15 protein-coding genes are annotated in these 15,265 nt (G+C 72.0%); 9 read left to right on the plus strand and 6 right to left on the minus strand.

Annotated features, from left to right (window positions below; all coding sequences use genetic code 11):
- The coding region (locus ACWD0F_RS36775) for a hypothetical protein (RefSeq protein ID WP_449884444.1) at positions 1-222 on the minus strand (222 nt) is incomplete at its 3' end.
- Between the two features lie 673 nt (positions 223-895).
- On the opposite strand from ACWD0F_RS36775, the gene ACWD0F_RS36780 reads away from it, so the two are divergent.
- The 6 genes from ACWD0F_RS36780 to ACWD0F_RS36805 all read left to right on the plus strand — a co-directional run bounded on the left by ACWD0F_RS36780 (position 896) and on the right by ACWD0F_RS36805 (position 6,689).
- Positions 896-1,036: a keywimysin-related RiPP gene (locus ACWD0F_RS36780; protein ID WP_449884446.1), complete on the plus strand. Its 141-nt coding sequence runs from the start codon at positions 896-898 to the stop codon at positions 1,034-1,036.
- 33 nt (positions 1,037-1,069) lie between these two features.
- Entirely contained in the window at positions 1,070-2,872 is a 1,803-nt protein-coding gene (locus ACWD0F_RS36785; RefSeq protein WP_449884449.1) for an asparagine synthase-related protein, read from the plus strand.
- Between the two features lie 12 nt (positions 2,873-2,884).
- A complete protein-coding gene (locus ACWD0F_RS36790; RefSeq protein WP_449884451.1) occupies positions 2,885-3,136 on the plus strand; it encodes a lasso peptide biosynthesis PqqD family chaperone in 252 nt (83 codons plus the stop codon).
- Positions 3,133-3,666 (plus strand): lasso peptide biosynthesis B2 protein, encoded by a 534-nt coding sequence (locus ACWD0F_RS36795; protein ID WP_449884454.1) that lies wholly within the window; start codon positions 3,133-3,135, stop codon positions 3,664-3,666. Before ACWD0F_RS36790 ends, ACWD0F_RS36795 begins: the two co-directional genes overlap by 4 nt.
- A gap of 50 nt (positions 3,667-3,716) precedes the next feature.
- Complete coding sequence (locus ACWD0F_RS36800; RefSeq protein ID WP_449884456.1) at positions 3,717-5,159, plus strand: AAA family ATPase; 1,443 nt, start codon at positions 3,717-3,719, stop codon at positions 5,157-5,159.
- A gap of 129 nt (positions 5,160-5,288) precedes the next feature.
- Positions 5,289-6,689 (plus strand): APC family permease, encoded by a 1,401-nt coding sequence (locus ACWD0F_RS36805; protein ID WP_449884459.1) that lies wholly within the window; start codon positions 5,289-5,291, stop codon positions 6,687-6,689.
- Between the two features lie 90 nt (positions 6,690-6,779).
- Here the strand turns inward: ACWD0F_RS36805 and ACWD0F_RS36810 are convergent, their stop codons facing one another.
- The 4 genes from ACWD0F_RS36810 to ACWD0F_RS36825 form a co-directional block, all read right to left on the minus strand.
- On the minus strand, positions 6,780-7,583 hold the full coding sequence (locus ACWD0F_RS36810; protein WP_449884462.1) for an SAM-dependent methyltransferase: 804 nt from the start codon (positions 7,581-7,583) through the stop codon (positions 6,780-6,782).
- A 165-nt stretch (positions 7,584-7,748) separates the two neighbouring features.
- Positions 7,749-9,047, minus strand: a complete 1,299-nt coding sequence (locus tag ACWD0F_RS36815) for a hypothetical protein (protein ID WP_449884465.1) — start codon at positions 9,045-9,047, stop codon at positions 7,749-7,751.
- 132 nt (positions 9,048-9,179) lie between these two features.
- Positions 9,180-10,133, minus strand: coding sequence for an NAD(P)H-dependent flavin oxidoreductase (locus ACWD0F_RS36820; protein ID WP_449884468.1), 954 nt, complete (start codon positions 10,131-10,133; stop codon positions 9,180-9,182).
- A 178-nt stretch (positions 10,134-10,311) separates the two neighbouring features.
- Positions 10,312-11,124: an SAM-dependent methyltransferase gene (locus ACWD0F_RS36825; RefSeq protein WP_449884471.1), complete on the minus strand. Its 813-nt coding sequence runs from the start codon at positions 11,122-11,124 to the stop codon at positions 10,312-10,314.
- 167 nt (positions 11,125-11,291) lie between these two features.
- On the opposite strand from ACWD0F_RS36825, the gene ACWD0F_RS36830 reads away from it, so the two are divergent.
- The 3 genes from ACWD0F_RS36830 to ACWD0F_RS36840 all read left to right on the plus strand — a co-directional run bounded on the left by ACWD0F_RS36830 (position 11,292) and on the right by ACWD0F_RS36840 (position 14,850).
- A complete protein-coding gene (locus ACWD0F_RS36830; protein ID WP_449884474.1) occupies positions 11,292-12,092 on the plus strand; it encodes an SAM-dependent methyltransferase in 801 nt (266 codons plus the stop codon).
- Positions 12,089-13,003: a helix-turn-helix domain-containing protein gene (locus ACWD0F_RS36835; RefSeq protein ID WP_449884477.1), complete on the plus strand. Its 915-nt coding sequence runs from the start codon at positions 12,089-12,091 to the stop codon at positions 13,001-13,003. Before ACWD0F_RS36830 ends, ACWD0F_RS36835 begins: the two co-directional genes overlap by 4 nt.
- Before the next feature lie 158 nt (positions 13,004-13,161).
- The gene (locus ACWD0F_RS36840; RefSeq protein ID WP_449884480.1) at positions 13,162-14,850 is read left to right on the plus strand and encodes an HAL/PAL/TAL family ammonia-lyase; all 1,689 of its coding nucleotides are present in this window, start codon (positions 13,162-13,164) and stop codon (positions 14,848-14,850) included.
- Between the two features lie 27 nt (positions 14,851-14,877).
- Here ACWD0F_RS36840 and ACWD0F_RS36845 read toward each other — a convergent pair whose 3' ends face one another.
- Positions 14,878-15,258 carry a VOC family protein gene (locus ACWD0F_RS36845; protein ID WP_449884483.1) on the minus strand — a complete coding sequence of 127 codons (381 nt, stop codon included), beginning with the start codon at positions 15,256-15,258 and terminating at the stop codon, positions 14,878-14,880.
- Between the last annotated feature and the right edge of the window lie 7 nt (positions 15,259-15,265).

Here is a 15,265-nt window from a genome sequence, read left to right on the forward strand (position 1 = left end):
CGTGCCGTCAGGCTTGGCGAAGACCTGCCGGGTCTCACTGCGCATCGACTCGATCTCGACCGGCTGACCGGTGCGGCGGGCCGCCGCGACCGCGGACTCCTCGGACTTCGGCTGCTCTTGGACGATCTTCGCCGGCTCCGGCGGCTCATCCGCCCTGGCGGCCACCGCCGGAGTGAGCGCTAAGATCATCGTCGCCGTGAGCAGCCCGCGTAGTGCCCGCATACGTCCTCGCCCGTGGGTGAGCCGGGATTACGCACGAAACGGGGGACCCGCCCGGCGTCTCCACGATCTTCGATTGTCGCTCGGATTCTCACCCGGCCTCATCGGTCCGTCCAGGGTTTTGATCATTCTGCTCACGGCTCTTTTCACGAAGTCGATTCACGTGAAAACTTTCGCCAGACGCCCGTCGCGGGGGCCTGCCACCAGGACCCGGGCACTCGCCCAGATCGTCTTGGCAGCTCAGGCGTAAGGGTCGAACGGGATGCCGGCCGGCTTGGCCTTGGCCAGCTCACCGCCGAACACGGCGGGTCGCCACCACCGGCGTCACCCGCTCGACGACATTCGGTGAGACGCTCGAGCCGAAGTTCTGGAAAGCCGGATTCCTGAACAGCGGGAGCTATCTGTGGTGCGCAACGAGGGTTTCGAGCCGCCGGGGCGGGCGGAGGGCGGGCTGCCCGAGAACTGGAGCCGCGGCTGCCTCGGGAGGTCGACGGGTTCCCCGTCGTCGTGGAGGTCACCGGCCGGTTCCGGGCCCGGACCCGCCGCGAGCAACCTTGACCCTGTGCCCACCCCTACTCCCGCGCGCGGAAAAGGGCCCGCACAAACTAGGGGTACTCGGCGAAATAACGCCCGTGTTAAACAGGACGGGATCACCCAACACAAGGAGGTGCACAGCATGCTGGACGACAATCCCGACCGGCGCGCGGCGTACGAGACCCCCCTGCTCATCGAGCTGGGTTATTTCCGGGAGCTGACCGGCTACGTCGGGCTCAAGAACCGCGAATCCCTGATCGGATATCCGCGCGACCTCTGGTAGTTCCGGCGGCTTGAGATGGACATCGGAGGAAAAGTGGCCGGTCACCCCGCGCACTATTTCGTGGTCCTTCCCGACCATCCTGAGGCCGCTGTCGTGGCCGGCCGTTTCTCCGCTGGAGCCACGCACACGCTCTGCCATTCTTCCGGCCGCCCCCTGCTGCTCGGCGTGCTCCCGGACGACCAGGTCACGATCGGGGAAGCGGGCGAGAACCGCCTCGTCGTCATCGGCCGCTGTCCGGTGACGCCCGCGCGGCTGCGGGATGAGGCGGCGCGGCTGCGGCACCCGGGCGGGCTGGACGAGCTGGCCGGCCTGCTGCCGGGAAGCTACCACCTGCTCGCCTCGATCGGCGGCGTCACGCGGGTGCAGGGCAGCGCCTGCGGGCTGCGCCGCGTCCTGTACGCCTCGGCCGGCGGCGTGGACGTCGCCGCCGACCGGTCGGACGTGCTCGCGGCCCTGCTGGGGGCGCGGCTCGATCCGGGCGTGCTGGCCCTGCGGCTGCTCGACGTCCTGCCGCATCCCCTGGCCGACACGTCGGTGTGGCGCGGCGTCAAGGCGGTCGCGCCCGGCGACTGCCTGCTCTTCGACACCGCCTCGCCCACCTCGCGGACCCGGCGCTGGTGGCGTCCCCCACCGGCCGAGCTGGCCCTGGACGCCGGCGCCCACGGTGTGCGGGAGGCCCTGGCCACGGCGGTGGAAGCACGCACCGGGGCGGGCGGGACGATCACGGCCGATCTCTCCGGCGGGCTGGACTCCACCTCGCTGTGCTACCTGGCCGCCGATGGGGCCGCCCGCGTCACGGCGTACACGATGGCCAGCGACGACGACGCCGACGAGGACCTGCGCTACGCCCGGGTGGCGGCCGGCGGCCTGCCCGCCGTGGAGCACGTCGTGTACCCGGCACGCGCGCTTCCCGACTTCTACGGCGAGCCGTCCCGCCTGGCGCCGCGCACCGACGAGCCGTCCCTGGCCACGCTCAACCAGGCGCGCGTACGCTGGCGGCTCGGCCTGGCCCGCGAGCGCGGCGCGCGTCTGCACCTCGACGGGCTCGGCGGCGACCAGGTCCTGACCGGCACCCCCGCCTTCTACCACGACCTGCTGCGCAGACGCCCGCTGACGACGTTGTCGCGCCTGCGCCGCCACCGGCATCTGGACGGGTTCGATCCGCGTCAGGCCGTACGCACTCTGACCGACCGCTCCTCCTACCGGGCCTGGTACGCCGCGACGCGCGCCCGGCTGCTCGGCGGCCCGGGAGCGCCCCGGTGCCAGGCGTTCGACTGGGAGCCGGCGCCGGCGCTGCCCGCCTGGATCACCCCCGAGGCCCGGCGCCTGATCGCCGAGCGGCTCGACGAGGCGGCCGAGCACGCCGAGCCGCTGGCCGCGCGCCGGGGCGCGCACGCCGACCTGGCCGCCATCCGCGGCGCCGGGCGGGAGGTGCGCCTGCTCGGGCAGCTCGCTCCCGCCGGCGGCCCCGTCGCGGAGTCCCCCTTCCTCGACGACCACGTCGTGCACGCCTGCCTGCGGGTACGGCCCGAGGAACGCCTGACCCCGGGCGAGCTCAAGCCCCTGATCAAGGCGGCGATGGCCGGCCTGATGCCCGCGGAGCTGCTGCGCCGCCGGAGCAAGGCCGACGGCACCACGCTGGCCGCCGAGGGGTTCCGGCGGCACCGCCGCGACCTGGCCGGCACCTGGTCCGGCTCGCGCCTGGCCGAGCTCGGGCTGATCGACCCGAAGCCGTTGCGGCGGCTGACCACCCTCACCTACGCCACCGGCTCCCACGGCTGGGACATGGACACCGCGCTCGCGATGGAGTGGTGGCTGCGCTCCGCACCCGGATGAAAGGCACGCGCCATGAGGTTGAACGCGGAGGTCTCCACGGCCGACACCGAGTACGGCATGATCCTCCTGCACGAACGGAGCGGCCGGTACTGGCAGCTCAACGAGACAGGGGCGCTGATCGTGCGCACCCTGCTCGACGGCGGGAGCGCCGAACAGGCCGTGCGCCGGCTCACCGAGCACTACGCCGTCGGCCCGTCCCAGGCCGAGCAGGACGTCCAGACCCTCGTAGCCGGCTTGGCCGCCGCCGGGGTGACGGACCGATGACCACCCGACCGGACCGAGCGGGCCCCCTGTCACGGCGCGGCACGGCATCGGGCCGGGCGGGTCCGCTGTCGCGGCGCAGCACGGCAGCGAACCGGGCGGGTCCTCTGCCGCAGCGCAGCACGGCATCGGGCCGGGCGGGTCCGCTGTCGCGGCGGCTCGCGGTCCGTTGCGCCGTCGGGCTGGCCCGGTTGCTGGCCCGGCGTTCGCCGGCGGGCATCAGATCCGTGCTGCGGCGCCTGTCACGTGGCGCCCGTCCCGCCTCGCACGCCGAAGCCGAGAGCGCGCTCCAGGCCGTGCTCGCCGTCAGCCTGCGCTGCGCGGGCGGCGAGGCGTGCCTGCCCCGGTCGCTGGCGGTCGTGTTGTTGTGCCGGCTGCGCGGAACGTCCGCGACCTGGTGCGCCGGGGTACGCGTGCGCCCGCCGTTCGGCTCCCACGCCTGGATCGAGGCGGAGGGCCGGCCCGTCGGGGAGACGACCGGCCCCGGCTATTTCCGGCGGCTGCTCGCCGCCGGACCCGGCGCACCGCATTAGGTCCCGATGTACTCATCCGCCGGAACCGGCCGGCGGGGATGATGGCTGGTGTGACGGACATCGACCTGGCGAGTGCGCGGGCGCTCGCTGAAAGCCTGCGGCAGGTGTACACCGTGGTGGCCGAGCGCATCGGCGACGACAACGCCTCCGCTCCGCTGATCGCCAAGGTGAGCGAGCATCTCGGCTGCCCGCTCAATGACGTCGTCGTCGTCGAGGAGAAGTACCGGCCGCACGAGCACGCCGCGCTGCAGATCGCCGCCGACCTCTATCTGGGCGCGCACTCCCCCGGAGCGCAGTGGTTCGGCATCGCCGGCGGAGAGCGGCGCTGGGAGAGCATCATCAACATGTTGTTGTCCGCGATGCGCGAGGGCAGCCGCATGCTCGGCCGCCCCGACTACGGCACCGCCCCGATCGGCCCCGAGGCCACGATCGAGATCATGCAGCTCGGCCTGGTCGCCACCGTCGCGCCCGACGGCACGCCGGTGGTCATCGGGTTGAGCAACAGGGACGACTTCGACCCCTTCTGCCTGCTCACCGTGCTCTCCGCCGCGCGCGGCACGGCGACCGCCGTCCGCGAGGAGGTGGATCGCCTCATGCGGGAGCACGACCCGTTCCGCGGCCAGGTGCTCAGCTTCGGGTTCAGCGAGCACCGGGACAACGAGCTGCTCACCTTCCTGCCCCGCCCGGAGCTGAGCGCGGCGGAGGTGGTCCTGCCGGAGGGACGGCTGGAGGCCGTCGAGGACCACATCGTGGGCATCGCCGAGCACGCAGGCCGCCTCACCGAGGCCGGCCAGCACCTGCGCAGAGGACTGCTGCTGTACGGCCCGCCGGGCACCGGCAAGACCCACACCACGCGTTATCTCATCGGACGGCTGCGCGACCACACGGCGGTGCTGATGACCGGGCCCGCCATGCGCAAGATCGATTACGCGGTGGCGCTGGCCCGCAAGCTCCAGCCGTCCATCGTGATCGTGGAGGACGTCGACCTGATCGCCGAGGACCGCAGCCACCACGAGACCAGCCCGCTGCTGTTCTCCCTGCTCGACGCCATGGACGGGATCAGCGGCGACGTGGACGTGACGTTCATCCTGACGACCAACCGGGTCGAGGCCCTGGAGCGGGCCCTGGTCCAGCGTCCGGGCCGGGTGGACCTCGCGGTCGAGGTGCCGCCGCCGGACGCCGCGGCACGCGAGCGCCTGATCCGGCTGTACGCGCGCGACCGCCCGCTGACGGCCGACACCGCCAAGGTGGTCGCGGCGACCGAGGGCGTCACCGCCTCCTTCATCAAGGAGCTGCTGCGCCGCGTCATCCTGATCACCCTGCGCTCGGAGGAGACCGTCCTCACCGACGACCACTTCGACACGGCACTCCAGGCCATGGCGGGCGACAGCCAGGCGCTCACCCGCGCCCTGCTCGGCTCCCAGGAGACCCTGCCGGTGGCGGGCCCCGAGGCCCAGCGCACTCCCGCCCGGTTACAACCGCCCTGTTGCTGACATTCTCGAGAACCTGGAGTCACGACTGTCGTGACAGACGGCTTACGAATGTCGGCGCCGGACCGTATGGTGACAGGGTGCCCCGGACGATCATGAGCATTCGGCCGATCGACGACAAGGATCACCGCCATGGCTGAGACGAGACCCACCAGCCCCCTTGAGGCGAACGGCGACGGCCAGCCCGCCCTGAAGCAGGTCATGGGCCCCGGCCTGCTGCTGCTGTTCATCATCGGCGACATTCTCGGGACCGGCATCTACGCGCTGACCGGCCAGGTCGCCGGAGAGGTGGGCGGCGCCGCCTGGCTGCCCTTCGCCGTCGCCTTCATCGTCGCCCTGATCACGGCGTGCTCCTACCTGGAGCTGGTCACCAAATATCCGCAGGCCGCGGGGGCCGCCCTCTACGTGCACAAGGCCTTCGGCAAGCATGTCCTGACCTTCCTGGTGTGCTTCGCCGTCATGTGCTCGGGCATCACCTCGGCCTCGGCGGCGTCGCGGGCCTTCGCCGCCAACCTCGCCGCCGGATTCGGCCTCGACGTCGGAAACAGCGTCATCCTGCTGATCGCGCTGGGCTTCATGCTCCTGGTCCTGGCCGTCAACCTCCGGGGCGTCGGCGAGAGCGTCAAGATCAACGTCGTGCTCACCGCGGTCGAGCTCTCGGGGCTGCTGCTCGTCATCGTGCTCAGCCTCTACTTCATCTCCGGCGGAAACGCGGACTTCTCCCGGGTCGTCGCCTTCGAGACCGCCTCCGACAAGAGCGTGTTCCTGGCGATCAGCGCCGCCACCTCGCTGGCCTTCTTCGCCATGGTGGGCTTCGAGGACTCGGTCAACATGGCCGAGGAGACCAAGGATCCGGCCCGGATCTTCCCCCGGATGATGCTCACCGGCCTCGGGATCACGGGGCTGATCTACGTGCTCGTGTCCATCTGCGCCGTCGCCGTGGTCCCCGTCGGCCGGCTCGCCGAGAGCGAGACTCCCCTGTCGACCGTGGTGCAGACCGCGGCTCCGGGCTTCCCGATCGCCGACCTGCTGCCGTTCATCTCGATGTTCGCCGTCGCGAACTCCGCGCTGATCAACATGCTGATGGCCAGCCGGCTCCTGTACGGGATGAGCAAGCAGGGCGTGCTGCCGCCCTTCCTGTCGAAGGTGCATCCCTCCCGGCGCACGCCGCAGGCCTCGATCGTGTTCACCACCGTGATCGCCCTCGGGCTCATCACCTTCGTCTCCCTCGACCCCGAGAGCCCGGTGGTGGCCCTGCTGGGCGGGACGACCTCGCTGCTCCTGCTCGCGGTGTTCGCGGCCGTCAATCTCTCGGTTCTCGTGCTGCGCAAGGACACGACGGTGGCCCGGCACTTCAACGCGGGCCGCGTCCTGCCCGTGATCGGGACCATCACATGCCTCTACCTGGTGTTGCCCTGGTCCTCCGGGCGGCCGGCCGGGCAATACCGGATCGCGGGGGTGCTGCTGGCGATCGGCCTGGTGTTGTGGGTGATCACCTGGGCCGTCCGGCGCAGGGAGAACACGAACCGGTAGGACCCGCCAAGCCCTGACACGCCCACCGAACCGGACCCTCGGACATGTCAGGGCCATCACCTGCCGGAGCCGTCGCGTGCCAGCGGTGTGTCAGGGTTTGCGGGCGATGCCGCCGAACATGAGACGCTGGCCCACGGTGAGCTCCTCGGGGACGTCCTCCTCCGGCCGCCACCGGGGCAGCGGCACCACACCCGGCTCCACCAGCTCGAACCCGTCGAAGAACGCGGTGATCTCCGCGACCGTGCGGAATCTGCCGGTGCCGAGGAGCGCGAGATACTGCTTCTCCGCGTCCCGGGAGGCCTGGCTCGAAGCACAGAAGTGGGTGATGAAGAGGTGGCTGCCGGACGGGACCGCGGCCATGTACGCCTCGACGATCCCCCGGGGGTCCTCGTCGTCGTGCAGGTGGTGCAGGATGCCGACCAGCAGCACGCCGACCGGGCGGCCGAGGTCGATGAGCCGCCCGACCACCTCGTCGGCCAGGATCGCCGCCGGGTCGCGCAGGTCCGCGGCGACGACGGCGGTACGCTCGTTCTCCGCCAGCAGGGCCCGGCCGTGGGCCCGCACCATCGGGTCGTTGTCCACGTACACGACCCGCGCCTTCGGGTCGGCGCGCTGCGCGACCTGGTGGGTGTTCTCCACGGTCGGCAGCCCGGAGCCGAGGTCGATGAACTGCGTGATGCCCTGCTCGACCAGGAACCGCACGCCCCGGCCGAGCATCCGGCGGTTGTAGGCCGCCACGTCGTAGATCTCCGGGACGACCTTGGAGATCTCCGCCACGAAGGCGCGATCGACCTCGAAGTTGTCCTTGCCGTGCAGGACGACGTCATAGGCCCGGGCGATGCTGGGCCTGCTCGTGTCGATGCCGCTCTTCCAGTCCTCTGGCTTCTCGGGCACAGATGTCCTCTCTCACGGAGTCGATCATCAGGATCATAGATCGCCGCAGAACCCGATAAATGGGCTTATCGCCGCATGTGGCATTGCGAAATGAGGCATGCGCAGGAATCATCGCGCTATTCCCACTTCGCGACGCCGGCGCACGCGCCGCACCCGGATGCCGTGCTAACGCACGCGCCGCACTCGAATGCCGTGCGCGTCGGCGCGTTCGGCGCCGCCGGCGTCGACGTTGGTGATGGGGATCAGGCCGCGGACCTGACCGGCGCGGCCCTCGCCCGTCATCCGGACGATCAGCAGGCCGGGGTCGCTGCCGTGCGAGGAGTGCGGGTCGCCGGAGAGCGGGTTCGGGCCGCGCGTCGAGGCGAACGCCCAGGCCCGGTCGGGGGATCCGGCGAACAGGTCCACCGTCGGGTCGGCGCTGTACGGCGAGGTCAGCGGCACCGTGTTCACGCGGGCGCCGGTGCGGCCGTCGAAGACCTCCACCACGTTGGCGTCGCGGTCGCCCACCCAGACGTGGCGATCCCGGTCGCTGACCGCGGTGCCGTGGGCGTCGCGCTCCGGCGTGTCGTCGTCGTAGAGCCGCTCCACGGGCGGCGTGTTCGGCGGGTTGGCGGCGGAGTAGCCGCCGCGCGACATCCGGAAGACGCTGAACTGGTCGAGGTTGGCGGGCGTGCCGCCGCCTCCGTCGCCGAAGACGGCGCCCTTCGCCTCGACGAAGCCGCAGCCGTTCGCGGGCACGTGCGCCGCGTCGTACTCCCCCACGATGGTCATCGGCGCGGTGCGCCAGTCCACGACCAGCAGGCCGCCGCCGCGCAGGCTGACGAAGACCGGGCCGTTGTCGGAGGCGATGAACGGGCAGATCGGCGCGTTGTCGGGGCGTAATGCGGCGGACTGGCACGGCGCGCCGCTCGGGGTGGTGCAGCCCGCCAGGTCGAGCGTCGCCGCCGGCTCCTGGGTGAAGGCGCCGGCGGCGTAGTCGGTGCGGATCCGCTCCAGCTTCTTGCCGTTCTGGTTGGCGATGACGAGGTAGCGGTCGTCCCCGGTGGGCCAGAGGGCGTGCGCCTGCCGGGCGCCGCCCGCCCCGGTCTCGGTGGACAGGCAGGCGAGCGGGCTGCGGGTGGCGGCGTCGAAGATGACCACGTGGCCGCTGGCGACGAAGGCGAGCGCGGCGTGGGTGTCGCGTTGGTTGAAGACGAGCATGTGCGGCCGGACCGGATTGCGCCCGGTGCTGGCCAGGCAGAGGGAGGAGGTGGCGCCGCCGAGGTCGATCACGGCGGCCGGGCGGGCGGCGGACAGGCGTCTGGTGACGTTGTCGCCGTCGTACACGTACACGGTGCCGCCGTGGGTGCGGCCGTTCGTGTCGGACTGGTCGACCAGCCAGATCTCGTAGGAGCTTCCGGGCGCCGCGGCCGCCCCCGTCGCGAGCGCCATCAGCAGGGCGACGATCAGCGCACGCCACTTCATGGCGCCTCCCTCTCCTGTACGGCTCCGTGCGCAGTGTCTCCGCGATCCCGGATCAGGACAAGAGCCGCCGTCGGGTCGCGGCCGGCAACCGGCGATCTCGACGGTCAGGCGCCGAACCGGCTCAGGAGACGGTCAGGCGCCGAACCGGCTCAGCAGACGGTCGGCGGCGGCGAAGTCGGCCACCACGTCGGCCGCCGGACGCCGCGTCCGCACCAGGCCCACCGCCTGACCGGCGTAGACGTAGGCGGTGTCGTAGTCGCCCGCGCGGCGGGCCGCCGCCAGCTCGGCAGCCGCCTGCTCGTCGGCGGCCAGCTCCTCCTCCCGGTCCGCCCACTTGTCGAAGAAGGTGTTCCTGAGGGCGCGCCCGCCGTACTCCGGCGGCCAGGCGAGCCGCTGGGCGATGTCGAAGACACGTCCGTAGGCGGTGCCGGTCTCCTCGGCGGCCAGGAGCCGCCGCCTGGCCGGCTCGGGAACGGTCGCCTCCGCGCAGCCGAGGAAGGCGGTGCCCACCCAGGCGCCCTCCGCGCCCGCGGCCAGCACGGCGGCCAGGCCGCGGGCGGTGCCGATCCCGCCCGCGGCGAGCACCGGCAGGCGTACCGCGTCCAGGACGCTCTGCAGCAGGGGCAGCGTGGCGACGTCGTCGCGGCCGTGCCCGCCCGCCTCGGCGCCTCTGGCGACCACCACGTCCACCCCCGCCTGCTCGGCGGCGCGCGCCTCGTCGGTGGTGCCCGCCTGCGTGGCCACGGTGATGCCGGCCGCGCGCAGCGGCTCGACGTAGGCGGCGTACGGCCCGTAGCTGACGGACACGACGCTGGGCCGGGCGGCGAGCACCGCGTCGAGCTGGGCCGGGTTGCCGTCGAGCGCCCAGGCCATCAGCCCGATGCCGTACGGCCTGCCCGATTGCGCCGCGACCGCGGCCTGCTCGGCGATCCACGAGGCCGGTGCGGCGGCGGGCACGCCGATCATGCCGAGCCCGCCCGCGGCGGAGACGGCCGCGGCCAGCCGGCCGTCGCCGGCGCCCGCCATCGGGGCGCCGACCAGCGGCACAGCGAGCTGGAACCGGTCAGTCAACCAGGTGCGCACCATCGTTCCTCACTCCTGTCGGTGAGATCGATTCTCCACCCGGCCGCTCCTGTGGCGACGAGCTTGTGGTCTTCACCACCCTGCCCGGCGGGACCCAGCTCTGCTACGTCGGCATGCGCGCCACACCCAAGATCGCCTGACCACCCCGGCCTCGCCGGGGGCACGTGGCGCGGCGTGGCGATCACGGGCTCTTGCGGGCGGCTCCCACGATCATCCAGGCCTTGTCCGGCCGCTCCGACAGGAACGGGCTGTCGGGCCGCCACTCCCTGACGTACACCAGCCCCGGCTCGGCCAGGTCGAGCCCGTCGAAGAAGGGCAGCACCTGCTCACGCGTGCGGGCGCGGCCCTGGTCGTGCCCGAGGATGCTCCGGTAGAGGGCGACCATCGGATCCGCGACCTCCGGGCGGGAGTCGAAGACGACGTGCGTGATGACGATGTGGCTGCCGGCCGGCAGCGCGTCCCGCAGCTCGGCCACGGCCCGGAAGGGGTCACTGTCGTCCGGGATGTACTGCAGGACGACGAACAGCAGCAGCGCCACCGGTTGGTCGAGGTCGATCACCGCCCGCAGCCCGGGGTCGGCGAGCAGCTCGGCGGGACGCAGGACGTCGCCCTTGACCACGGCGACCCCGGGCGCCCTGGCCAGGAGCGCCCGGCCGTGGGTGAGCACCACCGGGTCGCTGTCGACGTAGGCCACGCGGGCGCCGGGCACGAGGGACCGGGCCAGCTCGTGCGTGCCGCGCTCGGTGGGCAGCCCCGAGCCCAGGTTGATGAACTGGGTGATGCCCTGCTCCAGGAGATACCGCACCACGCGTACGTGGAACGCCTGATGCTCGTGCGCCATGACCCGGACCTCCGGTGCGATGGCCAGCACCGCCTCGGCCGCCTCCCGGTCGACCGCGAAGTTGTCCTTACCCCCGAGAAAGTAGTCGTGCATCCGGGCGAGGTTCGGGGTGCCGGTGTCCACGTCCGCGAACCATCTGTCCTCGTCACCCATGCGCACCGCCCCCTTGCTGGTGTCAGGACTCTGTGATTATGACCGAGAACTCTAAGCTACGCCCGTTCTGTTCTCCAGCGGGCGTCATAGCGGGAAAGATCGATACGAGGAGCCAAGAGCGGTAACGTAATCTTCCGGCAACGCTGGCGACGGCAGGGAGCTCCCTCATGAGCGATGGTGCGCGCGCACCGCAGATCGACACGACCCGGCCGCACTCCGCCCGGGTCTGGAACTGGCTGCTGGGCGGCAAGGACCACTACGAGGTCGACACCGCCGCCGGTCAGAAAATCGTCGAAGTCTTCCCCGGCATGATCGACATCGCCCGGCAGTCGCGCTACATGCTGGCCAGGGCCGTCCGCTTCCTGGCGGGCGAGGCGGGGATCCGGCAGTTCCTCGACATCGGCACCGGGCTGCCCACCGTGGACAACACGCACGAGGTGGCCCAGCGGGTGGCGCCCGACTCCCGGATCGTCTACGTCGACAACGACCCGCTCGTGCTGGTCCACGCCGAGGCGCTGCTCGTCGGCACGGCCGAGGGGGCGACCGCCTACGTGCAGGCCGACGTCCGCCGGCCCGCTGACATCCTGCGGCAGGCCGCCGCGACGCTCGACTTCAGCCGGCCGACCGCCCTCATGCTGATGGGCATCATGGGGCTGGTCGGCGATGACCAGCAGCCGCACGCGATCGTCAGCGAGCTGATGGCGGCCCTGCCGCCGGGCAGCTACCTGGCCCTGTACGACGGCTGCGACATCGACCGCGCCTACGTGACGGCGATCCGCAGCTACAACTCCGCCAGCGGCGCGGTCCCCTACACCCCGCGCGGCCTCGACCAGATCACCGCGTTCTTCGACGGCACGGAGCTGCTGGATCCCGGTGTGGTCACGGTGTCCCAGTGGCGGCCGGAGCCCGGCCCATGGGGCGAGCCGCCGATCGTGGCCTGCGCCGGCGGAGTCGGCCGCAAGCATTGAGCACCCTCTCGCCTCGGGGCGACCACCGCGACAGGGCCGCCGTTTCCGGTGACGACGCTCGCCGGCCCGGACCGACGGCCCTGCGCATGCTGGTGGGCGCGCAACTGCGCCGGCTGCGCGAGGCGCGGGAGGTGGGCCGCGACCGGGCGGCCTACCTGATCCGCGGCTCCCAGTCCAAGATCAGCCGGATGGAGGCGGGCCGCACGAGTTTCAAGCGGCGCGACGTGGCCGATCTGCTGACCCTGTACGGCGTGACCGACGAGTCCGACCGTGCCGCGCTGCTGGCTTTGGCCGAGCAGGCCAACGCGCCCGGCTGGTGGCAGGAGCACCGGGACGTGGTCCCGTACTGGTTCGAGGAGTATCTCGGGCTGGAGCAGGACGCGGCCCTGATCCGGATCCACGAGGTGCAGTACGTCCCGGGCCTGCTGCAGACCGAGGACTACGCCCGCGCGGTCATCGTCTCGGGCCACGCCGTCGACTCCGGGGAGCAGGTCGAGCGACGCGTGGCCGTACGCATGCGACGCCGCCGCATCCTCACCGGGCCCACGCCGACCAGGCTCTGGGCGGTGGTCGACGAGGCGAGCCTGCGCCGCCGGGTCGGCAACCCCGCCATCATGCGCGACCAGTTACGTCACCTGGCCGAGCTGGCCGAACTGCCGCACATCACCCTGCAGATCCTGCCGTTCAGCAGCGGTGGCCCCAGCGGCGGCATCGGCCCTGTCACGCTGCTGCGCTTCGCCCAGGCCGAGCTCTCCGACGTGGTCTACCTGGAGCATCTGGCCAGTGCCCAATACCTCACCAAGCCCTCCGAGGTCGGCCCCTACCTGCACCTGATGAACACCCTCGGCCTCCAGGCCGCGTCCCCGCCCGCCACCACCGCCCTGCTGCGCGAGATCATCAGCGCGGGCTGAGCCGAGGTCGCGGTAAGCGGCCGCCCTAAACCCGGTCAGCACTCGTCCCGCCGGTGTCGAGTCGTTCCCCGGTCCCCCTCGTCCCGTGCCTATAACGGAGCGGCATTGATCTTCGCCGTGCGGGCCGGGGGGACAAGTTGAGCACCCATGCAGGACGAATGGCCATCGGAATGGGCCTGGTCGCCGCTCTGTGCGTGCCGGGCCAGGCCGTCGCGGAGCCCGTGGCGCCGCCGGTGGACCCGGTGCTGAGCCTGGTGCTGGACGGCGAGTCGTTCTCCTTCCGGGACGCCTTCGCGATCCTGGCCGGTCGTCCCGTCTCCGCGCGGCTCGCGCCGGGCGCGCGGGCGGAGATGGTCAAGACCCGGGCGGGAGCGCTGGCGGCCCTGGACGGCCAGCGGGTGTACGGCTGGAACCAGGCGCTCGGGCCGTTGAAGGACCGGCCGCTCTCGCCCGAGCAGGCGGAGCAGTTCCAGCGCAACGTGCTGCGCTCGCACGCCGCGGGCGTCGGGGAGCCGCTGCCCGACAACGTGGTCAGGCTGGCCCTGATCCTCAAGGCGAACCAGATGGCCCGGGGCAAGGTCGGCGTGCGCCCCGAGGTGCCCGAGCGGCTGCTGTCCATGGTCAACGCCGGGGTCGTGCCGCGCATGCCGCAGATCGGCTCGCTGGGCACGGGCGACCTGCAGCCGCAGGCGGCGGCGGGGCTCGCGGCGCTCGGCGAGGACGCGCCGGTGCGCTACCGGGGCGAGGAGGGCCCGGCCTCGGTGTTGTTGCCGAAGGCGGGGCTGGCCAGGGACTTCGCCTTCCAGGCCGGGGAGGCGCTGCCGATCGTCAGCGGAAGCACCGTGCTGGCCGCCACGCTGATGGACGCCGTACGCCGGGCCACCGCGCTGGCCGGCCAGGCGGAGAGCGCCTTCGCCCTGTTCATGGAGGCGACCAGGGCCGAGCGTGGCTCGCTCGACGCGCGTACCCACGAGGAACGCCACATCCCCGAGGAGAACGCGGTCGCCGCGCGCCTGCGCGCGATGGTGGCGGGCTCGGGCTGGATGACGGAGGAGGGCCGCAAACGCCTCGACCCGGCGAACTACGAGCCGCGGATCCAGGACGCGGTGTCGGTGCGCGCGGCGCCGCACATCATGGCCGGGCTGCGGCACGTGCTCGCCGACCTCCGCCAGGCGCTGGTACGGGAGGCCAACTCCTCGACCTCCAACCCGCTGATCTTCAAGCGCGAGCAGGGGCCGGGGTACGAGTTCGTGATGGGCGGCAACTGGGACGGCTCCGTCATGGGCCACCTCGCCGACTCACTGAACGCGGAGATCACCGACATGGGGGTGCTCTCGCAGGAGTTGTCGGGCCGCCTGCTGTCGCCCAGGTGGAGCTACGGCCTGCCGGCGAACCTGGCCGGCGGGACGGTCGGGCTGAACTCCGGCCTGGTGCAGGTGCAGACGGTGGCCGCCGCGCTGGTCCCGGAGATGCAGGTCAGGGCCACACCCGCGGGAACGTTGTCCCGGCCGGTCAAGGACGGGCAGGAGGACCACAACACGATGGCGATGGCCTCGGCCCGGCACCTGCACGAGAACCTCGACCGGCTCGAAACCGTCCTCGCGGTCCAGTACCTGATGGCGGCGCAGGGCATCGACCTCATCGCGGGGCAGATGGCGGGCCTGCCGCTCGGCGCCGTCACCCGGACGTTGCACGCGGAGCTGCGGAGGTACGTCGCGCCGCTCGGCGATGACCGCTATCTGACCCCTGACCTGGAGCGGACCATCTGGCTGGTGCACAACCAGCGCCTGATGCCGCGGGTGGACCCGAGCGTGGCACGGTCGGCAGGCGGCAAGAAGGCGGCGTAGCCCGCGCGCGACCGGCACGCCCGGGGCTCACAGACAGTTGCTGATCTCGATCAGGTTGCCGTCGGGATCGCGCAGGTAGACGCTGCGGATGGGCCCCGTCGCGCCGGTGCGCTCGACCGGGCCCTCCTCGATCGGCACCCCATGCCCGGCCAGCTCCGCCACCACCGCGTCGAGGGGATCGCCGGTGATCAGGCACAGGTCCGCGCTCCCCGGCTCCGGCCGCGCGGCCTTCGGCTCGAACTCCTGGCCCGCCTGATGCAGGTTGATCTTGCTCTGCCCGAACGACAGCGCGTGCCGTCCAGGCTCGAACGTCACCGCCTCCATCCCGAGCACGGTCGTGTAGAACCGCATGGTGGCGTCGAGGTCGGCCACGGTCAGCACCAGATGGTCCAGCCTGTCGATCTTCATGTGACTC

It is taken from the genome of Nonomuraea sp. NPDC002799 (genome assembly GCF_053592075.1).